Raw genomic sequence first — 22,189 nt, forward strand, 5'->3', positions numbered from 1 at the left:
GTCGGTAAAAATAAATGAATAATGAATAAAGATTAGGTTATCAAGGTTCAACCAAAAAGGGATAAGATTTAAAATTGTGTTTTTCAATGGCAACTAAGTAGTTTGACGGAAGCTTCTGCGAATACTTCGGCCGTTGATGAGGCAAAACAGGTGGGTATTTCGAAAACGAGGTCGGCTCCGCCGCCGAGGGCCATTTTGGCCCTGGCCCATTTGTCGAAAATCGCAGGTTCACCTCTTTGAACGAAGTTACCGCTCATGGCACAGATGATTCCGTCTGGCTTGAAGTCGGAACGTATTTTGTTCAGGTGATACAGGTGGCCTTTGTGAAAGGGATTGTATTCTGCAATGACACCGACTATTTTCATTGAGCATACCTCCCGGAAAGTTCACTACTATTATATAACAACTTAAATTTTTTTAAATAGAGGAAAAGAGCATTTTTTGTAGAATTTCTACCTTCGGATATTCAGCAATATTTTTCATGCAATTCGTTTTTGGAGATACTATTTTGGTGAGCCAATAAAAAATTTTAAAGGAAAGGAGTTAAAATGCCATGGATCTCATTCAAAAAATAAGGGAACGGGCCAAGGGCACAAAAAAGACAGTAGTGTTGGCGGAGGGCCACGATGAAAGGGTGGTCCAGGCGGCAATCGTAATTCGCCGGGAGAAGCTGGCGGACGTGATTTTGCTGGGAAATGAGGATAAAATTAAAGAAAAGGCGCAGGGGCCGATATTTCTGGCATAGAAATCATAGACCCCTCATCTTCGCCTAAGGCAAAGGACTATGCGGCACTCCTTTATGACTTGAGGAAGGAAAAAGGTATGACAGAAGAAAAGGCCGAGGAGCTCGTAAAAGACCCGATATGGTTTGGAACCATGATGGTAAAAGCAAATGATGTGGACGGCATGGTAGCCGGTGCGATAACGGCGACGGCCGATGTTTTTAGGCCTGCTTTTCAGGTGATAAAGACCGCGCCCGGAGTTAGCGTGGTATCCAGCGCTTTCATGATGGTCGTGCCGAACTGCGAATACGGGGCAAACGGAGTAATCCTTTTTGCCGACTGTGCCATCAACCCCAATCCCGACGCAAGGCAGCTTGCGGAAATAGCCATAGCATCTTCCAGAACGTGGAAAGCCCTCATGGACGAAGAACCCTATATCGCGATGCTTTCCTTTTCGACCAGAGGGAGCGCCCAGCACGAAATGGTGGATAAGGTGGTTGAAGCCACAAGGTTACTAAAGGAAAAAGCTCCGGAGTTAAAAGTGGATGGCGAACTGCAGGCGGATGCCGCGCTGGTTCCAAAGGTGGCGAAGACCAAAGCGCCGGATAGCACCGTGGCTGGAAAGGCGAACATTTTAATCTTCCCGGACCTGAATGCAGGAAACATAGGATACAAACTCGTTCAGAGGCTGGCGAAGGCCGAAGCCGTTGGCCCCATAAGCCAGGGGCTTGCAAAGCCGATAAACGACCTGTCGCGCGGTTGCAGCGTGGATGACATTGTGAACGTGGCGGCAATTACAGCCCTGCAGGCGACCAGCGCGGATTTATAAAAATACAAGCAGATTTGGAGGAGGAACTGGTCATGAAGGTACTTGTGATTAACTGCGGCAGTTCTTCGCTGAAATACCAGCTTTTTAACATGGAAAACGAGACGGTGCTCGCAAAGGGCTTGGTAGAAAGAATAGGCCTTGAAGGTTCCGTCTTGAAGCATCAGCCCGCCGGCAAAGATAAAGTAGAAATAAAGGCAGAGGTCCCAAATCATAAAGTGGCTGTAAAACTGATGCTCGATGCGCTGGTGCACGAAGAATACGGTGTCATTAAGGATATTAAAGAAATAGCGGCTGTAGGACACCGGGTTGTCCACGGCGGCGAGAAGTTCTCCGGTTCGGTGCGGATTGACGATAAAGTGATGGAAACGTTAAAAGAATGCATTAACCTTGCGCCCTTACACAATCCGCCAAATATTTGGGGTATAGAAGCCGTAAAAGAGATACTGCCCGATGTGCCGATGGTGGGGGTATTCGATACCGCTTTCCATCAGACGATGCCCGAACATGCGTATATTTACGGCGTGCCATACGAACTTTATGAAAAGTATTCGGTGAGGCGGTACGGCTTTCACGGCACATCGCACAGGTACGTTTCGATGAGAGCGGCAATGTTGCTAAACCGGCCTATTGAAACTTTAAAACTGGTCACGCTACACCTCGGCAACGGGTCCAGCATATCGGCGGTGAATGGCGGAAAATCGGTGGAAAACAGCATGGGATTTACGCCCCTTGAAGGAATAACGATGGGCACTCGCTGCGGCAGCATAGACCCCTACTTGCCTATATTCATAATGGAAAAAGAAGGGATTCCTATAGAGAAAATAAATGATTATCTGAACAAAAAATGCGGGGTGCTGGGTATTTCAGGGGTAAGCAGCGACTTCAGGGATATAGAAAAGGCAGCCGAAGAAGGGAATCACAGGGCAAAACTGGCCCTTAAGGTTTTCGCTTACCAGGCGAAAAAGTATATAGGAGCGTACGCAGCTGCCATGAACGGGCTGGACGCGGTGGTATTCACCGGAGGCATAGGCGAAAATTCGTCGCTGGTAAGGAAGATGATATGCGAAGATATGGACTACTTCGGAATTAAAATCGATGAAGAAAAGAACAATATAAGAGGAAAGGAAGCAGATATTTCTGCCGAAGGTTCTAAAACGAAAGTCCTGGTCATACCCACCAATGAAGAACTTATGATTGCAAGGGATACTGTTGCCCTGATTTAGGCCTTGACATAGCCTTTTGAAATCCTTATAATAAAATGAGCTGATTTTTAAATGAGGTGAAAAATTATTGAAACTTTCCGTTGAGGGCATAAAGCAAAAAGTAGGCGATGGATTTGATTTCGAACTGGAAGAAAAGGTAGGACGGGTTGAGTTTAAGGGAGAAGACGTAGTATTTGTAAAGCCTGTCAGCGTGCGCGGGAGAGTCGAGAACTTGGGGAAAGGCCTTATTGGGGTGTGGGGAGAAATTTCTACCGCCATCGAGGACAGATGCTATCGCTGCCTTGCAAAGACACATCTTGAAGTAAAACTCGATTACAACTTTAAGTTCAGTGAAAATCCGGAAAAATATACCAAAGAGGATGAGGTTTTTCTTATAGAAGAAGATACTATTGACCTCACTACGCCCGTAGTCAACGAGATAATATTAAATCTGCCGAGTAAGATTTTATGTTCGCCGGATTGCCGGGGACTATGCCCTTATTGCGGCGCCGATTTAAACCTTGGTGAGTGCGGGTGTAGGAAGACGAATGTAGACCCGAGATTGCGGGTGCTGGAAAAATTGTTAGATTCCGACAATCATGATTAGGAGGTGTGGATTGTGGCCAATCCAAAGCGCAGGTTTTCAAAGGCAAGGACTGCAAAGCGCAGGGCCCAGTGGAAATTGACTTTGCCATCCTTGAATGAATGTCCTCACTGCCATCACGTGAAACTACCCCACAGAGTCTGCCCCTATTGCGGGTATTATAAAGGGCGTCAGGTAGTTCAAGTCGAAGCCGAGTAATTTTAGGATGAAAATAAGAGGGAGAACATGGCACAAGTCTGTTCTCCCTCTTATTTTTTATTCATTTAATTTATTTAACATTCAGAGGGTTGATCTTGGAATAAAAATAATATATACTTTTAATAGCTACTATTAAAAGCAAGTGACAGTGAAGGTGGTAGTGTTGTCAAAGAAGGGGTTATCAAAAAAAGAAAGGCAGAAGGAGCTCCAAAATTTGCTGGCTGAGGACCCTTTTTTGACCGATGAAGAACTCGCGGAAAAGTTTAAAGTCAGCGTGCAAACCATTAGGCTGGACCGGATGGAACTCAAGATTCCAGAGTTAAGAGAAAGGATAAAAGCGGTAGCCCAGGAAAATTACGCAAAAGTAAAGTCCATAGGAATTAAGGAGATAATCGGAGAGCTGGTAGATTTAGAACTAGGAAAAAGAGGGATTTCTATCTTAGAAACTACCGAAGAGATGGCTTTTGAGAAAACAAAGATAGTGAGGGGCGAGTTTATATTTGCCCAGGCGAATTCTTTGGCTATAGCGGTTATAGATGCGGATGTGGCCCTCACCGGCGTAGCCAATATAAAGTACAAATCCCCGGTGTTTGCAGGGCAAAAACTTATTGCGAAGGCTGAAGTTACTAGGGTGAGGCAAAACAAGCATTTCGTCTTCGTCCGAGTGTACGAGAGGCAAAAAGAAGTATTCAGGGGAAAATTTATCCTGGTATCATTAGACGGCGGGGTGAGTGTATGAAAATAATCGTTGATGCCATGGGAGGAGACCATGCTCCTGGCGAGGTGGTTTTAGGGGCGGTAAATGCTGCAAAAGAGCTGGGAATAAACATCGTCCTTGTCGGAAACGAGGAAAAAATAAAGTTATATTTAGATGAGCAAGATCCGAGAATCGAAATAGTAAACGCCCAAGAGGTGATTGGCAACGACGAACCGCCTGTTATGGCTGTAAGGACCAAAAAAAATGCATCGATTCCGAAGGGATTGAGACTACTAAAAGAAGGTTACGGCAAAGCTATGGTTTCAGCGGGAAGTACTGGTGCCCTTATGGCTGGTGGACTTTTTACGTTGGGGCGGTTCGAAGGGATTGAAAGACCTGCTATCGCCACGATGTTTCCCACGAGGAAAAAGCCTGCGCTTTTACTAGATATAGGGGCAAACAGCGAATGCAAGCCCAAAAACCTCGCTCAGTTTGCTGTAATGGGGAGCATATATTACAGGGAAATTATGGGGGTAGAAAGCCCCAAAGTGGGACTTCTGAACATAGGTGTCGAGGAGGAAAAAGGAAATAGTCTTGTGAAGACAGCCTATGGGATGTTAAAGGAGCTTAAAAATATCAACTTTTGCGGAAATGTGGAACCGAGGGACTTTTTCGATGGCAATTTCGATGTAGTGGTTTGCGATGGGTTTACCGGAAATATTTTCCTGAAAACGGTGGAAGGATTGGGATTTTTTTTACTTGACCAGTTAAAAGATGAGATTAAGAGAAATATTACCTATGCACTAGGAGCTTTATTGATTAAACCAGTTTTTAATGCAGTAAAAGCCAAAATGGATTATTCCGAATACGGCGGGGCCATGTTCCTTGGGCTTGACGGGATTCTCGTAAAGTGCCATGGCTCCTCGGACCAAAAGGCCATATTTAATGGAATAAAAGTTGCAAAGAAGTTTGTGGAAAATGATATACTTTTCGAACTTAAGGAAGCGATAAAGGAAATAGAAGGAGAGATAAAGTGTTGATGAGGGCAGGAATAATAGGACTTGGTTCGTATACTCCTGAAAAAGTTCTGACCAATAGAGATTTGGAGAAGATGGTGGAAACATCGGATGAATGGATAAGGGAGAGAACGGGAATTTCTTTTCGAAGAATTGCGGATGAATGTATGGCCACCTCAGACCTGGCTGCAAAAGCTGCACTAGAAGCCATCGAAATGGCAGGCATAGGGCCCGACGAACTAGATTTGATAATAGGAGCCACCGTTACCCCCGATATGATGTTTCCGTCAACGGCATGTATCGTGCAGCACAAGATAAAAGCCTCGAGAGCAGCGGCCTTCGACCTTTCGGCAGGCTGCACCGGGTTTATATATGCTTTGACGGTAGCCGCGCAGTTCGTTGCAAGCGGTATGTACCGGAACGTCCTGGTGTTTGGTGCCGAAATTCTTTCAAAAATAGTAGACTGGCAGGACAGAAATACGTGTGTCCTCTTTGGAGATGGGGCGGGTGCGGCAGTGGTGAGTGTCGTTGAAAGTGGAGGAATTCTTGAGAGCGTCTTGGGTGCGGATGGCGGAGGAAAAGATTTGTTATTCATCCCTGCAGGGGGTTCTAAGGAGCCGGCCAGCATTGAAACTGTAAAGGAAAGAAAGCATTTTATAAAAATGAACGGCAATGAAGTGTTTAAGTTCGCAGTTAAGATAATGGAAGAATCCACAAGAAAAGTTTTGGAAAAAGCCAACCTGACCCCTCAAGAGGTAGACCTTGTGGTGCCTCACCAGGCAAATATAAGGATTATCGAGGCAGCGACGAAACGACTCAATATATCAAAAGAAAAAGTGATGGTGAACATCGACAGGTACGGCAACATGTCCGCAGCATCGATACCGGTGGCTCTGTACGAAGCCTTTAAAGCGAGGAAAATCAAAAAAGGGGATAAAGTGGTGCTGGTCGGCTTCGGGGCCGGCCTTACATGGGGAGCAAACCTAATAGAATGGAGTTTGTCAAATGCTTAGTTAAAATCGCAAGATTAGGGGGAGTAGGATGTTCCACACGGAGATATGCGATTTGCTGGGAATTAAATATCCCATAATCCAGGGCGGAATGGCCTGGGTTGCTACTGCCGAATTGGCGGCAGCTACATCCAATGCGGGAGGACTGGGCATTATAGGTGCTGGAAACGCTCCCGCCGAAATAGTGAGGCAGGAAATAAAAAAGGTGAGAAACCTCACCGACAAACCTTTTGGAGTAAACGTATATTTCATGTCTCCTTTCGTGGACGAAGTAATGGAGGTTATAATCGAAGAAAAGGTGCCCGTAATTACCACGGGAGCCGGGAATCCGGGGAAATACATACCCCGTTTGAAAGAAGCGGGGGTGAAGGTAATCCCGGTGGTGGCATCGGTGGCGCTGGCCCAAAGACTCGAGAAAACGGGTGTAGACGCGGTTATAGCTGAGGGGATGGAGTGCGGTGGCCATATAGGAGAGATAACTACTATGGCGCTGGTCCCGCAGGTAGTTGATGCCGTAAAGATACCGGTGATAGCAGCCGGAGGCATAGCCGATGCCAGGGGGTTCTTGGCTGCTTTGGCCCTGGGGGCAAAGGGTGTACAGATGGGAACGAGATTCCTGTGTTCGGTCGAATGCACTATCCATGAAAATTACAAAAATGCAGTTTTGAAGGCCACCGACAGGAGCACGGTAGTGACGGGGAGGCCTACGGGACACCCTGTCAGGGTGTTGAAAAACAAGCTGGCAAGGGAGTTCGAACTCCTCGAAAAGAAAGGTGCGGAAAGAGAAGAATACGAAGCCCTGGGAACGGGGAGGCTGAAAGCCGCCGTTGAAGGCGACGCGGAATACGGTTCTTTAATGGCAGGACAAATCGCCGGTCTTATAAACGATATAAAGCCTGTGAAGGAAATAATAGAGGAAATCATGGAAGGCGCTAAAAAACTGCTGGATGAGATGGCATCAAAGTGGAGGTAATGATTTATGGGGAAAGTGGCATTCTTGTTTGCTGGTCAGGGCGCGCAGTACGTAGGTATGGGCATGGATCTGGCAAAAAACTTCGAAAGAGCCAAAAAGATCTTCGAAAAGGCAGATGAAGCTTTGGGCTATAGAATTTCCGATATATGCTTTTACGGACCCGAGGAAAAGTTAAAGGAGACCGCGAATACCCAGCCGGCCATATTGACCCATAGCGTGGCATGTTATTTTCTGTTAAAAGAAGAAGGTATAGTGCCTGATGTGGTGGCGGGTTTGAGCCTTGGAGAATATTCCGCACTGGTGGCCGCGGAGTCTCTGGACTTTGAGGATGCCGTGAGGGTAGTGAGAAAACGCGGAATTTACATGCAGGAAGCGGTACCTCTAGGAGAAGGAGCTATGGCGGCTATTATCGGCCTTGCAAGGCAGGAGGTTCTGAAAGCTTGCGAACTTGCTTCCGATGAAGGAGTGGTAGAGGCGGCCAATTTCAATAGCCCCGACCAGATAGTAGTTTCGGGTCATGTCAAAGCAGTGGAAAAAACATTAAAAATAGCAAAAGAAAAAGGGGCCAAAAAGGCAGTTATGCTTCCTGTCAGTGCGCCTTTTCACTGCAGTCTGCTTAAACCTGCCGGTGAGAAACTGGAAAAAGAGCTGGAGAAAACAAATATAAAGCCGGCCAAAATTCCGGTCATTTCTAACGTGACGGCAGAAGCAGTAAAAGACCCGGCGGCAATCAAGGAGCTTTTGATAAAACAGGTTAGTTCGCCGGTGCTGTGGGAAGACAGTATCCTTAAGATGAAAGAATTGGGCGTCGACACTTTTGTGGAATTAGGTCCGGGGAGAGCGCTTTCTGGCATGGTGAAGAAAATTGACCGGAGTCTTACTACTTTGAATGTGGAGGATTCTGAGTCCCTGGCCAATGTCATAAGCTATTTTAGGGGGAATAGGTAATGGATTTGTCGGGCAAGGTCTGTTTGGTCACCGGAGGTTCTAGAGGGATTGGAAGAAGCATAAGTATTAAACTAGCCCGGCTGGGTGCAAAAGTGGTCTTGAATTATAAATCGAACGAAGAGCTGGCAAAAAAAGTGGTATCCGAAATAGAAAGCCTGAATGGCGAAGCTGTGGCCTATATGGCTGATGTGGCGGATTATGAAGAGGCTTCACGAATGGTAGAGGAAGTTTACCAGAAATTTGGCCGAATAGACATCCTGGTAAACAACGCGGGCATCACAAGGGATGGACTTATACTTCGGATGAGCGAAAAAGACTGGGACGATGTGATAAACACCAACCTGAAAGGCATGTTCAATACCACCAAAAATGCGGTTAAGTATATGGTAAAGCAGCGCTGGGGAAGGATAATCAACATTTCTTCGGTTGTCGGCCTTTACGGCAACCCGGGGCAGGCTAATTACGCCGCTGCGAAGGCTGGAGTAATAGGATTTACAAAATCGCTGGCAAAAGAGCTGGGCAGCAGGGGGATTACAGTAAACGCCGTAGCACCTGGCTTTATAAGGACCGACATGACCGCCGAAATAATAAAGAAAAATCAAGAAACCTCAATTATCGAGAAAATCCCTCTAAGAAGGTTGGGCGAGCCGGATGACGTGGCAAATTTGGTGGCTTTCTTGGCTTCGGAAGAGTCAAATTATATAACAGGTCAGATTATCGCTATTGACGGTGGCCTCACTTTATAATATTTTAGAATAAGGAATAAACTAATGTGTAAACTAAGGTGGGCAGAACAATTTCACTCCATAGGAAGGGGGTGAATCGATGGAGGTACTGGAGAAAGTAAAGAAGATTATTGCGGACCAGTTGGGCATCGATGAGGATGAAGTGGTACCCGAAGCTTCCTTTATCGATGACCTGGGCGCAGATTCCCTGGACATCGTGGAATTAATCATGGCGTTTGAAGAAGAATTTGACCTAGAAATTCCCGATGAAGATGCCGAAAAGATTAAAACCGTTCAGGATGCGGTAGATTACATAAAAAACCGTATCTCATAAAGTCTATTCGTAAGTCCCGTGATACCGTCGCGGGACTTACTTTGAATATAGCATAGTTTGGAGGAGAACAATAATGAAAAAACAAAGAGTGGTTGTTACAGGATTGGGGGTCATATCTCCGGTTGGTACGGGCAAGGAAAAGTTCTGGAATTCCCTTTTGGAAGGAAAATCCGGCATTGATTATATTACGCGCTTTGAATGCGATGATTTCCCCACAAGGATTGCGGGCGAAGTCAAAGATTACAACCCCGAAGATTATATAGAAAAAAAGGAATTGAAAAGGCAGGACCGGTTCACTCAGTTTTGCATAGGAGCCGCCAAAATGGCCATCGATGATGCAAAACTGGACCTCGGGGCACTCGACCCGACGAGGACGGGGGTGGTGATGGGGTGCGGCATAGGCGGCATAGAAACCTGGGAAGAACAGCACAAGGTTTTGCTGGAAAAAGGTAACAGGCGCGTAAGTCCTTTTTTCATACCGATGCTGATTTCCAATATGGCATCGGGACAGATTTCGATGTTTTTTAACCTTAAAGGACCCAATTTTACGGTAACTACTGCCTGCGCCTCAGGTACCACCGCTATTGGCCAGGCATTCAGGATACTTCAATACGGCGAGGCGGATGTGATGCTGGCCGGAGGAGCCGAAGCGCCTATAACACCGCTCGCCCTTGCGGGATTTTCTGCAATGAAAGCCCTTTCCACCAGAAATGAGGACCCCGTCAAGGCAAGCAGACCGTTTGACAGAGATAGGGACGGATTCGTCATGGGAGAAGGTGCGGGAGTGCTGGTGCTGGAAACTCTGGAACATGCCCGGAAAAGGGGCGCCCGCATATACGCGGAAATATTGGGTTACGGAGCCACCGCCGATGCATATCACCTGACACAACCGGCGCCGGAAGGAGAAGGTACAAAAAGGGCCATGATGGCGGCCATCGAAGATGCCGGGATTAAACCTGAGGAAGTGGATTATATCAACGCTCATGGCACGTCCACCCCTCTCAATGACAAATTCGAAACTCTGGCTATAAAGAGCGTCTTCGGGGAACATGCATACAAACTCTTGATTAGCTCTACAAAATCCATGACGGGACACCTACTGGGAGCGGCGGGAGCTGTAGAAGCTATAGCTACAGTGATGACGGTTTATTCCGACGAAGTGCATCCGACCATAAATTACGAAAACCCGGATCCGGATTGCGATTTGAATTACGTGCCCAATATTGCAGTAAAGAGGAAAATAAATTACGCCCTTTCCAATTCTATGGGATTCGGCGGTCACAACGCCACCATATTAATCGGAAAAATGAAAAATTAGCTTTTGTAAAGAGGTTTTATAATGGTTATCGATGAAAAAAGAAGAGAGCAATTGAAAAAACTGGAGGAAATCCTTGGAGTACATTTTGAAGACCCAAATATTTTAAACCAGGCCTTGATTCATCCATCATATGCTCACGAAAGAGGCTTACCCCATAACGTGCACAACCAGAGACTTGAATTTTTGGGAGATGCAGTGTTAGAATTAGTAATAAGCGAGTGGATTTACAAAGACTACCCGCACTATACCGAGGGGGAACTTACGAAATTAAGGGCGCTCCTTGTATGTGAAGAAAGCCTGGCAGCGCTTTCGCGCGATCTGAACTTGGGAGATTACCTGATAATAGGAAAAGGTGAAGAAATTACCGGAGGCAGAAAAAAGGAGTCCATCCTCGCCGATACGTTTGAGGCTCTTATAGGGGCTATGTACCTTGATAGAGGCTTAGAGAGCGTCTCAGCCTTTATCAAGGACAAATTTAGAGCCATTGTGGCAAAGGCCCAGGCAGGTAAACTGTCGAACGATTATAAGACATTTCTCCAGGAGATGCTCCAAAGGATATCGCCTGACAAAATAACTTATAGGGTCATAAAAGAGGAAGGACCTGACCACGACAAGACCTTCTTTGTCGAGGTTATTTGGAAGGAAGATGTGTTAGGAAGGGGAAGCGGCAAAAGCAAGAAAGAGGCGGAACAGGATGCGGCAAAATCGGCGATACGATTCTTAAAAAACAGAAATATGGTAAAATGATGTTGCCATCTTAGAAGGAATTTTGTGCAACTTATAGAATATATTAAATAAAAAAAATTAAGGGGGTATATGTAGAATGGAAGTACTAAAGGTATCAGCTCAATCAAAACCCAAGGCCGTTGCTGGTGCTCTGGCAGCCGTCCTGAGAGAAAAGGGAGTGGCTGAGCTTCAGGCGGTAGGAGCTGGAGCCGTCAACCAAGCTGTAAAGGCAATTGCAATTACCAGAGGTTTTGTGGCTCCCAATGGCATCGATTTGGTTACTGTGCCTGCCTTTGCAGAGATTGAAATTGACGGTGAAGAAAGAACAGCAATTAAATTTATAGTAGAACCCCGTTAAATATTGTGAAATTATATGGAATGAAATACCTGTCTTTTCAAAGACAGGTATTTTTATTTGCGTATTTGTATGGTAAAATCAAAAGGGTAAAAAGGTCAACCTGAGAGTAAAAAGGAGGTTTGCCCTTTTTGTATCTAAAGAAAATCGAACTTCACGGTTTCAAATCCTTCGCTGACAGGACGGAAATAGAATTTGAGCCCGGAATCAACGCCATAGTCGGCCCAAACGGCAGCGGGAAAAGCAACATCACCGATGCCATAAGATGGGTCCTGGGAGAACAGAGCATTAAAACTTTAAGAGGGTCAAAATTGGAGGATGTCATATTTGCAGGCAGTCAGAAAAGAAAACCCATGGGCATGGCAGAGGTTTCGATAGTCCTTGATAACTCGGATTACCTCCTCCCTCTGGAATATTCGGAGGTGTGCATAACCCGGCGGACGTTCCGTTCGGGAGAAAGCGAATTTTATTTAAACAAACTTCCGTGCAGGTTAAAGGATATACAAGAACTGTTCATGGATACCGGTATAGGGAAAGACGGCTATTCGATTATCAGCCAAGGAGAAGTGGACGAATTTTTGATGGCAAGGCCTGAAGAAAGACGGCTGATTTTCGAAGAAACCGCCGGCATTATGAAATATAAGGTCAGGAAAAAAGAAGCGGAAAGAAAACTCGAAGAAACGATGGCGAATTTGGCGAGGGTGGACGACATTTTATCGGAAATAAAAGTCCAGCTCGATACATTGTACGTCCAGAGGATGAAGGCGTTGGAATACAAGGAGTTGTCGGAAAGGCGAAAGTTGCTGGAGGTAAATCTGCTCCTTCTGGAATATGAAAAAATCAGCGAAAGATTGGCAAAAGTAGAGAAAGTTCTGTCGGAAAAAGAAGCTGCCTTATTAGATATAAGAGGTAAAAGAGTACATATAGAAGAAAGGATGGCTCGACTCAAGGAGGAACTTCAAAAAAAGAAGGGAGAATACGAAAAACTTCGCGGAGAGTTTTTTGAGAAAAATACGAAGAAAATAGAACTAGAAAAAGAAAAAAAGTGGCAGGAAGAAAGATTGCGAAAGCTGGAAGAAGATTTGGACATTACCGCTCAGAAGCTTGATATATTGAAAGCTAAATTGGATGGCGCTCAAAAACAGTTCTGCGCTAATTTAGAAAAACTGGAGCAAAAGATAAAGGAAATAAACAAAACTGATGCCCGATTGCGAAAAAAGGAAGAAGAGCTGGCAGCGTTAGATGGCGATATAAAGGAAAAGCAGCGGGAAATGGAAAAACTGAAAGGCGATGTGATAGATCTTCTGAATTCTGCTTCGAAAATTAAGAATACCATTGCAAGTTTAAGTACGATGAAAAGCAATATGAAGAAGCGTTTGATCCAGATTGACCAGGAATTGAAAGGCGTAAAGGAGGCCAATTCTCTGACATTGCAGGAGCTGGAGAATGCGGAAAAAAGGCTGTCCGATGTCAGGGAAAAAATAGAGAAAGTAAGCGAAAAAATCGAATCGGAAAAAAGAAATCTGGAAAAATTTACCTGCGAATACCGCGAAAGCAGCAGACTGTTGCAGGAGAAAATTATATACTTAAACGAATTAAAATCCCGGTACAAAATCTTAGAAGAAGTGAATCAAAACTATGAAGGCTATCAGCAGGGGGTAAGGAATCTCCTTTCCCATATTAAGTCGGGAAGGATTTACATAGAGGGCATTTATGGCACCGTTGCGGAAATCATAAAGGTGAGCGAGAGGTTGGAAACTGCTATTGAATCTGCGTTAGGAGGAGCACTACAAAACGTAGTATGTGAAAGTGAACAAATCGCGAAAAAAGCTATAGAATACTTGAAAAAGAATAACCTTGGCCGTGTGACGTTTCTTCCACTTACATCGGTGCGGCCGAGAGTCTTAAGTTCCCATGAAAATTGGGTTCTTGAACAGTCCGGCTGTTTGGGTGTAGCCTGCGAATTAATAAATTATGACGAGAAATTCAAGCCGGTTTTACTACATCTACTGGGGAGGGTGATTGTGGCGGAGGATGTTGACAGCGCTATGGAAATTGCAAAAAAAACGGATTTCGGACTAAAAGTAGTGACGTTAGAAGGAGAGATAATAAATCCCGGTGGTTCGATAACGGGCGGCAGCATAAAAAAAACAAGCCTTATCCTGACCAGAAAAAGAGAGTTTGAAGAGATTAAAGAAAAGCTACAGGGAGAAGAAGCGAAATTTTGTGACTTAAAAACCAAAATTGTCGGTATAGAGGAAAGAATTCGTAATACTCAAAAGTCCATCGATGAATTAGGTAAAATCCTTCATTCTTACAATGCGGATATGGCAGGACAAGAAAGGGAAATAGCAGGAAAAAAAGGACTTTTAAGAGAACGGCAGGAAAGGGAAAAAATTTTAAATCTCGAAAGAAGACAGATAGAGGAAGAATTAAGGGAGATAGAACAAGAGATTGCCAGGGTGGAAAGGGACAAAAATTCTATTGAAGAGCTAAACAAGGATCGGGAGCGCAAAGTCGAGAATTTAAAGCGGGAAATAGAGGAAAAGCTAAAGTCAAGGGAAGCTATCGAAAAAGAAATAAAGGACTTGAGGCTATTTTTAAATGGACTAAAGCAGGAAGAATTAAGTTTGAAATATCAGATTCAAAATTTAGAGCAAAATGTAAGCGAATGGAAAAAGGAGCAAGGTGAATTGGTAGATAATATCGGGAAGCTAGAGGAGGAAATCGCTTCTACTTCAAACAAGATAACCACATTGGAGGCTCGTTTAAAAGATATATCGGAGGAACAGGAGATTTTGAAAACCGTCATTGAAAACCTCGAGGACGACAAAACAAAACTTGAAGACGAAATGGACGCATTGGGGAAAAGTATCGCCGATATCGAGAGAGAGGAAAAGAGAAAAGAGGTTTCTTTGAGTGAAACGAGGGTAAAACAGGCTTCGCTCAAGGTTGAGCTGGAGCATATAGTAAAGACTCTTGCGGAAAGATACTCCCTGTCTTTAGAAGATGCAATGGATTTAAAACAAGGGACTTCAGATGTCGAAAGGATAAAGCAGGAACTTTTTTCGGTAAAAAATAAAATTGAAGGGCTCGGCGCGGTCAACATGAACGCCATCGAGGATTACGAAAATTTAAAATCAAGATATGACTTTATGAAAGTCCAAAGGGATGACCTTCTCGAAGCCAAGATGAAACTCGACGATCTCATAGATGATTTAACAAAAACCATGGAAGAGATGTTTTTGGAAACCTTCAAGAAGATAAAGACGGAATTTCAGAAGGTTTTTGCCGAGCTTTTCGGGGGTGGCAAGGCGGAATTAATTTTGACGGACGAGTCGAAACCTCTTGAGGCAGGTATTGAAATAGCAGTCCAGCCGCCCGGGAAAAAACTGCAGAATCTGTCGCTGCTTTCCGGAGGAGAAAGGGCTCTTGCGGCCATAGCACTGCTTTTTTCGATATTGAATATCAAATCAACGCCCTTTTGTATTTTGGATGAGATAGAGGCAGCCTTGGACGATGCCAACATAGATAGATTTACCCGTTATTTGAAAAAGATATCCGAACATACCCAGGTGATAATAATCACCCACAGGAAGGGCACGATGGAAGTAGCCGATGCCCTTTACGGTATAACCATGGAAGAAACGGCGGTATCGAAATTGATTGCCGTTAAACTGGAAGAAGAATAGAAAGGGGTAAGGCAATGGGATTTTTTGAACGATTGAAGCAAAGCCTTGTAAAAACCAGGAACCAGTTGGCGGAAAAGATAGAAGGTATTATCAAATTTTCCGCAAAGATTGATGAAGATACATTGGAAGAACTTGAAGAGGTATTAATCAGTGCCGACATCGGCGTAAGCGCTTCGGATAAGCTTTTATCGCAGCTGAGGGAGAAAGTAAGGGCGGAAAAGATTCGTTCACCAGAAGAATTGAAAGAGGCCTTAAAAGAGGAAATAATAAAGGTGTTTCCGGCGGAAAAATTGGAAATAGTTCCTCCAACAATAATCCTCGTGGTAGGGGTTAACGGGGTAGGGAAGACCACCACCATCGGAAAGCTGGCCTATAGGTTCAAGACCCAGGGCAAAAAGGTGATTCTTTCGGCAGCCGACACCTTCAGGGCCGCAGCCGCCGAACAACTTTCTATTTGGGGTCAGCGGGCAGGCGTCGATGTCGTTAAACATCAGGAAGGGTCCGACCCGGCGGCGGTTTTGTTCGATGCCATCCAGGCCGGGAAAGCCCGTCGGGCGGATATAATCATCTGTGATACGGCCGGCAGGCTCCATACCAAGAAAAATTTAATGGAGGAGTTGAAAAAGCTCTACAGAGTTAGCGAAAAGGAGTACCCGGAAGCAAAAATAGTGAGCCTGCTGGTTTTAGACGCTACCACCGGCCAAAACGCCATAGCCCAGGCGAAGATTTTCAAAGAAGCCGTCAATATATCGGGGATAGTACTTACTAAACTGGACGGAACCGCAAAGGGCGGTGTGGCCGTAGCCATAGCTTCGGAATTGAACCTGCCGGTATTTTTTATCGGTGTGGGTGAAGGGATGGATGACCTGGAGGAATTTGACCCGAAAGCCTTTGCGGATGCCATACTGTGAAATTTTCTGTTGACTGGAATCGCTTTATGGTATAAAATTAAGTATGTAAAGTTTTAGACCTTTACAGGTGAAAAAATGCCGGATTTGGTAAGAATAAGTCTCTTGTATGATTTTTACGGAGCTTTTTTAACCGAGAAGCAAAGGGAATTTTTCGAACTTCATTTTTTCAAGGACTGGTCATTGAGCGAGATAGCGAAAAATTACGGTGTTACCCGTCAGAACGTGTTCGATGTGGTGCATCGTTCAACCGCCTTACTGGAAGACTATGAAAAAAAATTGGGCATGGTAGAAAGGTTTTTGACCATGACGAGGGATATAAAGAGAATCCTGAAATCCCTCGAAGAACTGGAACCTTTTGTCACGGGAGAAGGAAAGGCGAAATTGGAGAAAATTCATAATGAACTTGCCATGCTTATTAAAGAAGGGTGTGAATGATTTGGCTTTCGAAGCCCTAACTCAAAAATTAGAAGCGGTATTCAAAAGACTTAGAGGCAAAGGCAAGTTGTCGGAAGCCGACGTAAAGCAGGCAATGCGGGAGATAAGGCTAGCCCTGCTAGAAGCCGACGTAAACTACAAAGTAGTCAAGGACTTTGTGCAAAAAGTCACCGAACGGGCTGTGGGCCAGGAAGTGATGGAGAGCCTGACTCCTGCTCAACAGGTAATAAAAATAGTACACGACGAACTTGTACGGTTGATGGGGCCTAAAGATACCAAATTGAATTTTTCGCAGTCTAAGGTTAGCGTTTTCATGATGGTAGGCCTTCAGGGGTCGGGGAAAACCACCACTTGCGGGAAACTAGGGCTTTATCTTTCCAAAATGGGTAAAAGACCGCTTTTGGTAGCTGCCGATATATACCGGCCTGCTGCCATAAAACAGCTTCAAGTAGTGGGAGAAAAGGTTGGATTGCCGGTTTTTACCATGGGGGAACAGGACCCGGTGGCCATCTCCAAAGCTGCCCTGGAACATGCCTTTCGTCACGGCAACGACGTTGTCATCATAGATACGGCAGGCCGCCTGCACATCGACGATGAATTGATGGAGGAGCTGGAACGCATAAAAGAGGCTGTAACGCCCAACGAGATTCTGCTGGTGGTTGACAGCATGACTGGCCAGGACGCGGTAAACGTGGCCGAAACCTTCCACAACAGGTTGCACCTGACAGGCTTGATTCTGACCAAGCTCGATGGTGACACGAGGGGAGGGGCGGCGCTCTCGATAAAAGCGGTAACAGGCTGCCCGATAAAATTCGTGGGCGTGGGCGAAAAGCTTACCGACCTGGAGCCTTTTTATCCCGACAGGATGGCTTCTCGAATATTGGGAATGGGCGACGTATTAAGCCTGATAGAAAAGGCCACCGCGGCGATAGACCAAGAAAAAGCCCGCCAATTGGAAGAAAAGATAAGGAAGGAAGAATTCACTTTAGAAGATTTTCTTGAGCAGATAAAGCAGGTCAGAAAAATGGGTTCTCTTGACCAAATAATGAGCATGATCCCCGGGTTTTCTCCGCAAAAACTGCAGGGCATAGAATTCAACGAAAAGGAACTGGTGCATATAGAAGCCATAATCAACTCTATGACTAAAGAAGAACGCCGCAATCCCAGCATCATAAACGGCAGCAGACGCAGGAGAATTGCCATGGGCAGCGGAACTTCCGTTCAAGATGTGAACCGGCTTTTGAAGCAGTTCGAGCAGACGAAAAAGCTCATGAAGCAGTTGAGTGACCTTGAAAAAGGAAGGAAAAAAGGCAGATTTAAATTGCCTTTCTTTTAACTAATAGAAGGAGGTGAAACGATAGATGGCGGTAAGAATAAGATTGAGGCGCATGGGTGCGAAGAAGAGGCCTTTTTACCGGATCGTCGTGGCGGACAGCAGAAGCCCGCGAGACGGCAGGTTTATAGAGGAAATCGGTTATTACAACCCCCTCACCGATCCGGCCGAAATCAAAATCGATGAAGAAAAGGCTCTGGATTGGATGAGGAAGGGTGCCCAACCAACCGATAGCGTGAAACATTTATTCAAGACCACCGGTATCCTTGAAAAGTATAAAGCTCAGAAAACAAATTCCGAAGAAAATTCTTAAAGCAAAGGAGGAATGAACCTTGACCGAATTAGTGGAATACATCGCAAAAGCATTGGTTGACCACCCCGAAGAAGTGACTGTAAACAGAGTGGAAGGTGAACAGTCAGTAATAATTGAATTAAAAGTCCACCCCGATGACATGGGCAAAATCATCGGGAAGCAGGGCAGGATAGCAAAAGCCATCAGAACCGTCGTCAAAGCTGCTGCCGCCAAAGAAGGCAAAAGGGTAATCGTTGAGATTCTATAAGGGGTTAGGATTATACCTAACCCTTTTATTCAAGGATAGGAGGCTTTCCCTTGAGGGAGTATATAACTATAGGGAAGGTGCTTTGCCCTTGGGGAGTTAAAGGCCAAGTAAAAGTGGAACCTTTGACCGATGATATAACCCGGTATCAAAAGTTAAAGTCGATTTTCGTAGAAGAAGACAGTGCTTTAAAAGCCTATGACGTTGAATCGGTGATTTTTTTAAAAAAGAGATTTGTGGTCTTAAAACTGCAGGGGATTGACACGGTGGATTCCGCCGAAAGCTTCAGGGATAGATACATCATGGTTCATCGGAAAGACGCGGTAAAGCTGCCAGAAGGACATTATTTTATTTGCGACATAATAGGCATGGAGGTATATAATGAGGAAGACGGGACGCTGCTGGGACGTATTAAAGATGTAATGAAAACTGGCGCCAACGACGTTTACGTGGTGGAATTAGAAAGCGGCAGAGAATTATTGATACCCGCCATAAGGGAGGTAGTAAAAAGTATAGACATTGAAAATAAGAAAATGGCAGTCAAACTCATGGAGGGAATGCTTTAGTGCTGGTATTTCATATATTGACCCTTTTCCCGGAATTTTTTTCGGGACCTATGGACGTTAGCATATTGAAAAGAGCCAGGGAAAAGGGACTCGTCCGGATAGAACTCCTGAATATAAGAGATTTTTCGAAAGATAAGCACAGGAAAGTTGACGACTATCCCTATGGCGGGGGTGCGGGAATGGTCATGAAGCCGGAACCAATTTTTGAAGCAGTGGAATATGCATCCCGCACCGTTGACGCTGAAAAAAGGAAGATTATACTTCTTTCACCTCAAGGCTCCGTCTTCAACCAGGATATGGCAAGAGAACTGGCAGAGCAGGAGCACATAATACTCATATGCGGCCATTACGAAGGAGTAGATGAAAGGGTAAAGACGATAATAACCGACGAGATATCGCTGGGAGATTTTGTTTTGACAGGCGGAGAAATTCCGGCGCTTGCAATAGTGGATGCTACTTCCAGATTGGTCCCTGGGGTACTTGGAAGTAATGAGTCGCTGAAAGAAGAATCGTTCAGCAGCGGTCTTCTGGAATACCCTCACTACACCAGGCCCGAGGTTTACAGAGGCCTTAGGGTTCCTGAGGTTTTGCTTTCCGGAAACCACCGGGAAATAGAGAGGTTCAGGCGAAAGGAAGCATTGCGGAGAACTTTGGAAAAAAGACCCGATCTTTTTAAGAAATTGGAACTTACGGAAGAGGATAAGAGTTTGCTTAAAGAGATGGGATTTGGTTGTCAAGATTAGTGGGTTGTGCTATAATTAGGTCTGGCATATTTAAGAAAGGAGGGAGAACATGTCGGACTTGCTTCGGGCAGTGGAAGAAGAGCAGATGAGAAAGGACATACCCGAATTCAGACCGGGCGATACCGTGAAGGTATACACCAAAGTAGTGGAAGGCAACAGGGAGAGAATTCAGGTTTTTGAAGGCGTGGTCATCGCGAGGAAAGGCGGCGGATTGAGAGAAACCTTTACCGTAAGGAAAGTTTCCTATGGAGTAGGAGTAGAGAGGGTATTTCCGCTCCATTCGCCTCGCATAGAGAAGATAGAGGTAGTTCAAAGGGGAAAGGTTCGCAGGGCAAAACTCTACTACTTGAGAAACTTGAGGGGAAAAGCTGCAAGAATCAAGGAGAGGGACTGAGAGACCAGTCCCTTTTATTAATTTACGGGGAAGGTGATTTGGTGCATATTCATTGGTATCCCGGTCACATGGCGAAAACGCGGCGGATAATTAAGGAAAATTTGAAGCTGGTGGATTTGGTGCTGGAAATTATCGATGCACGGGCCCCTAAAAGCACCCATATACCCGATATTTTCGAACTGATAGGCTCAAAAAAGTTGATTTTGATAATGAACAAGGCAGATTTGGCAGATGAAAAAACCACAAAGCTGTGGAAAAATTATTTTGCGGAAAAAGGATTGGATTCGGTTAGCGTCAATTCCCGGAACAAAGCGGGTTTCAAGGAACTGGATGAAATAATGCAGGATTTTTCTAAGCAGACAAAAAGGCCTTTGAGGGGTATAGTGGTGGGAGTGCCAAACGTCGGCAAATCCTCGTTCATTAACCAAATTGTTGGGAAAAAGGCGGCAAAGACAGGAAATAAGCCCGGGATAACCCGAGGGAAAATGTGGCTCAAGGCCGGAGATAAACTCGAACTTTTGGATACGCCGGGAATTTTATGGCCCAAGATAGAACAAGAATCGATAGGTCTGAAACTTGCTTTTCTGGGGTGTATAAAGGAAGAACTGCTGGATGCGGAAAGAATAAGTCTTAAATTAATTGAGTTTTTGGTAAAAAAGCATCCCGAAAGACTGGCGGCCCGTTATAAAATAGAAACGCCGCAAAGTCCTGTTGCTATTTTGGAGCAAATTGCAAAAAGCAGAGGATTTATAATTTCCGGAGGCAGGCCCGACACTCTGAGGGCGGCGAAAACTCTTTTAAAAGAATTCCAGGATGGGAAACTGGGGAGGATTTCTCTGGAAGAGCCAGCCGAAGATGATGAATTGATTCTTGAATAATGATAGGGTGTAAAGGGGGATACAATTTAAGTGAAATTTAACCTGGAAGAAGAAAAAAAGAGGGTTTACGAACTTTTTGCCAGGGAGAGGATGCTTGCCGAAAAAGGCTATCGCTACATCGCAGGGGTTGATGAAGCCGGAAGGGGCCCTTTGGCCGGACCCGTGGTGGCTGCCGCCGTCATTCTCCCTCTAAACGTTTTTATAATGCATCTTAAAGATTCGAAGCTCCTTTCCGAAAGCAAACGGGAAAAAGTCTACGAGGAGATAAAGCAAAAGGCCGTGGCGGTTAACTACTCGGTAGTGGACGAAAAGTACATAGACCGGCACAACATTTTAAATGCGACTTTGCTTGCTATGAAAAATGCGGTGGAGGGTCTTCCTGTTAAGCCCGATTTTGTGCTGGTGGATGCGCTGGTAATTCCAGAGATAGAGCCACCGCAAGAAAAAGTCGTGCACGGAGATAGGCTGTGTGCTTCGATAGCTGCAGCTTCAATTGTGGCAAAGGTGGAAAGAGATAGGATCATGAAGGATTACCATAAATTATATCCCTACTATGATTTTTGGAACAACAAAGGGTACTGCACCAAAAAACACGTCGAATCCATCAAAAAATACGGGCTATCCCCGGTACACAGAAGGAGTTTTTCCGTAAAAGGTTGGGATTTCATTGGAACGTAAAAAGCTGGGTGATATGGGGGAAAAATATGCCCTTGATTATTTAAAGGCAAATAACTACGAAATCGTAAAGGTCAATTACCGGTCAAGATACGGGGAAATAGACATAATAGCAAAAGAAAATAATACACTGGTTTTTATCGAAGTCAAAACTAGGACGTCCGATGCTTTCGGAAGGGGCATGGAAGCCGTTGATATTAGAAAACAAAGGAAAATAAGATTGGTATCTTTAAATTTTTTGAACGAATATCATAAGCCTGTAGGAGATTTAAGGTTTGACGTTATCGAAATAAATATGATCCCAGGGGCTTTAAGGGAACTTATACATATTAAAAATGCCTTTTAGAA

Annotated in this window: 25 protein-coding genes and 2 pseudogenes; 26 read left to right on the forward strand and 1 reads right to left on the reverse strand. The window is 45.0% G+C overall.

Annotated features, from left to right (window positions below; genetic code table 11):
- Positions 1–92: 92 nt before the first annotated feature.
- Positions 93–365, reverse strand: a pseudogene (locus AN618_RS06165) (nucleotidyltransferase family protein); the annotation flags it as partial.
- A gap of 188 nt (positions 366–553) precedes the next feature.
- On the opposite strand from AN618_RS06165, the pseudogene pta reads away from it, so the two are divergent.
- The 26 genes and pseudogenes from pta (at position 554) to AN618_RS06290 (ending at position 22,187) form a co-directional block, all read left to right on the forward strand.
- A pseudogene (gene pta, locus AN618_RS06170) lies at positions 554–1,551 on the forward strand (phosphate acetyltransferase).
- Positions 1,552–1,583: 32 nt separating this feature from the next.
- Positions 1,584–2,774 carry an acetate/propionate family kinase gene (locus tag AN618_RS06175; RefSeq protein WP_066353225.1) on the forward strand — a complete coding sequence of 397 codons (1,191 nt, stop codon included), beginning with the start codon at positions 1,584–1,586 and terminating at the stop codon, positions 2,772–2,774.
- Positions 2,775–2,841: 67 nt separating this feature from the next.
- Positions 2,842–3,360, forward strand: coding sequence for a YceD family protein (locus tag AN618_RS06180; RefSeq protein WP_066353227.1), 519 nt, complete (start codon positions 2,842–2,844; stop codon positions 3,358–3,360).
- Positions 3,361–3,372: 12 nt separating this feature from the next.
- On the forward strand, positions 3,373–3,555 hold the full coding sequence (rpmF, locus tag AN618_RS12645; RefSeq protein WP_083515087.1) for a 50S ribosomal protein L32: 183 nt from the start codon (positions 3,373–3,375) through the stop codon (positions 3,553–3,555).
- 163 nt (positions 3,556–3,718) lie between these two features.
- Positions 3,719–4,294: a transcription factor FapR gene (fapR, locus tag AN618_RS06185; RefSeq protein ID WP_066353229.1), complete on the forward strand. Its 576-nt coding sequence runs from the start codon at positions 3,719–3,721 to the stop codon at positions 4,292–4,294.
- The gene (gene plsX, locus AN618_RS06190; RefSeq protein ID WP_066353230.1) at positions 4,291–5,292 is read left to right on the forward strand and encodes a phosphate acyltransferase PlsX; all 1,002 of its coding nucleotides are present in this window, start codon (positions 4,291–4,293) and stop codon (positions 5,290–5,292) included. The genes fapR and plsX overlap by 4 nt, the downstream gene beginning before the upstream one ends.
- On the forward strand, positions 5,292–6,281 hold the full coding sequence (locus AN618_RS06195; RefSeq protein ID WP_066353304.1) for a beta-ketoacyl-ACP synthase III: 990 nt from the start codon (positions 5,292–5,294) through the stop codon (positions 6,279–6,281). The genes plsX and AN618_RS06195 overlap by 1 nt, the downstream gene beginning before the upstream one ends.
- Before the next feature lie 28 nt (positions 6,282–6,309).
- Entirely contained in the window at positions 6,310–7,251 is a 942-nt protein-coding gene (gene fabK / locus AN618_RS06200) for an enoyl-[acyl-carrier-protein] reductase FabK (protein WP_066353231.1), read from the forward strand.
- 6 nt (positions 7,252–7,257) lie between these two features.
- On the forward strand, positions 7,258–8,199 hold the full coding sequence (gene fabD, locus AN618_RS06205) for an ACP S-malonyltransferase (protein WP_066353232.1): 942 nt from the start codon (positions 7,258–7,260) through the stop codon (positions 8,197–8,199).
- Positions 8,199–8,945 (forward strand): 3-oxoacyl-[acyl-carrier-protein] reductase, encoded by a 747-nt coding sequence (gene fabG / locus AN618_RS06210; RefSeq protein WP_066353234.1) that lies wholly within the window; start codon positions 8,199–8,201, stop codon positions 8,943–8,945. The genes fabD and fabG overlap by 1 nt, the downstream gene beginning before the upstream one ends.
- Before the next feature lie 79 nt (positions 8,946–9,024).
- Complete coding sequence (gene acpP / locus AN618_RS06215; protein ID WP_066353236.1) at positions 9,025–9,258, forward strand: acyl carrier protein; 234 nt, start codon at positions 9,025–9,027, stop codon at positions 9,256–9,258.
- 73 nt (positions 9,259–9,331) lie between these two features.
- Positions 9,332–10,576 carry a beta-ketoacyl-ACP synthase II gene (fabF, locus tag AN618_RS06220; protein ID WP_066353237.1) on the forward strand — a complete coding sequence of 415 codons (1,245 nt, stop codon included), beginning with the start codon at positions 9,332–9,334 and terminating at the stop codon, positions 10,574–10,576.
- Positions 10,577–10,597: 21 nt separating this feature from the next.
- Entirely contained in the window at positions 10,598–11,323 is a 726-nt protein-coding gene (gene rnc, locus AN618_RS06225; RefSeq protein WP_066353238.1) for a ribonuclease III, read from the forward strand.
- A gap of 76 nt (positions 11,324–11,399) precedes the next feature.
- Entirely contained in the window at positions 11,400–11,660 is a 261-nt protein-coding gene (locus AN618_RS06230; protein WP_013275863.1) for a stage V sporulation protein S, read from the forward strand.
- 128 nt (positions 11,661–11,788) lie between these two features.
- Entirely contained in the window at positions 11,789–15,349 is a 3,561-nt protein-coding gene (gene smc / locus AN618_RS06235; protein WP_066353240.1) for a chromosome segregation protein SMC, read from the forward strand.
- A 14-nt stretch (positions 15,350–15,363) separates the two neighbouring features.
- Positions 15,364–16,260, forward strand: a complete 897-nt coding sequence (gene ftsY / locus AN618_RS06240) for a signal recognition particle-docking protein FtsY (protein ID WP_066353241.1) — start codon at positions 15,364–15,366, stop codon at positions 16,258–16,260.
- A 75-nt stretch (positions 16,261–16,335) separates the two neighbouring features.
- A complete protein-coding gene (ylxM, locus tag AN618_RS06245; protein WP_066353242.1) occupies positions 16,336–16,695 on the forward strand; it encodes a YlxM family DNA-binding protein in 360 nt (119 codons plus the stop codon).
- Position 16,696: 1 nt separating this feature from the next.
- A complete protein-coding gene (ffh, locus tag AN618_RS06250) occupies positions 16,697–18,031 on the forward strand; it encodes a signal recognition particle protein (RefSeq protein WP_066353243.1) in 1,335 nt (444 codons plus the stop codon).
- A gap of 25 nt (positions 18,032–18,056) precedes the next feature.
- Positions 18,057–18,341 (forward strand): 30S ribosomal protein S16, encoded by a 285-nt coding sequence (rpsP, locus tag AN618_RS06255; protein ID WP_066353244.1) that lies wholly within the window; start codon positions 18,057–18,059, stop codon positions 18,339–18,341.
- Positions 18,342–18,360: 19 nt separating this feature from the next.
- On the forward strand, positions 18,361–18,588 hold the full coding sequence (locus AN618_RS06260) for a KH domain-containing protein (protein ID WP_066353249.1): 228 nt from the start codon (positions 18,361–18,363) through the stop codon (positions 18,586–18,588).
- 50 nt (positions 18,589–18,638) lie between these two features.
- A complete protein-coding gene (gene rimM, locus AN618_RS06265) occupies positions 18,639–19,151 on the forward strand; it encodes a ribosome maturation factor RimM (RefSeq protein WP_066353250.1) in 513 nt (170 codons plus the stop codon).
- On the forward strand, positions 19,151–19,894 hold the full coding sequence (gene trmD / locus AN618_RS06270; protein WP_066353251.1) for a tRNA (guanosine(37)-N1)-methyltransferase TrmD: 744 nt from the start codon (positions 19,151–19,153) through the stop codon (positions 19,892–19,894). Before rimM ends, trmD begins: the two co-directional genes overlap by 1 nt.
- A 49-nt stretch (positions 19,895–19,943) precedes the next feature.
- Positions 19,944–20,288, forward strand: a complete 345-nt coding sequence (gene rplS, locus AN618_RS06275; protein ID WP_066353252.1) for a 50S ribosomal protein L19 — start codon at positions 19,944–19,946, stop codon at positions 20,286–20,288.
- Positions 20,289–20,329: 41 nt separating this feature from the next.
- Positions 20,330–21,166 (forward strand): ribosome biogenesis GTPase YlqF, encoded by an 837-nt coding sequence (gene ylqF / locus AN618_RS06280; protein ID WP_066353306.1) that lies wholly within the window; start codon positions 20,330–20,332, stop codon positions 21,164–21,166.
- Positions 21,167–21,196: 30 nt separating this feature from the next.
- Positions 21,197–21,844 (forward strand): ribonuclease HII, encoded by a 648-nt coding sequence (locus AN618_RS06285; RefSeq protein WP_066353254.1) that lies wholly within the window; start codon positions 21,197–21,199, stop codon positions 21,842–21,844.
- Positions 21,834–22,187, forward strand: coding sequence for a YraN family protein (locus AN618_RS06290; RefSeq protein WP_157081645.1), 354 nt, complete (start codon positions 21,834–21,836; stop codon positions 22,185–22,187). Before AN618_RS06285 ends, AN618_RS06290 begins: the two co-directional genes overlap by 11 nt.
- Positions 22,188–22,189: the final 2 nt, after the last annotated feature.

The sequence above is a fragment of the Fervidicola ferrireducens genome (assembly GCF_001562425.1).
In the GTDB taxonomy this organism is placed as follows: Bacteria; Bacillota; Thermosediminibacteria; order Thermosediminibacterales; family Thermosediminibacteraceae; genus Fervidicola; species Fervidicola ferrireducens.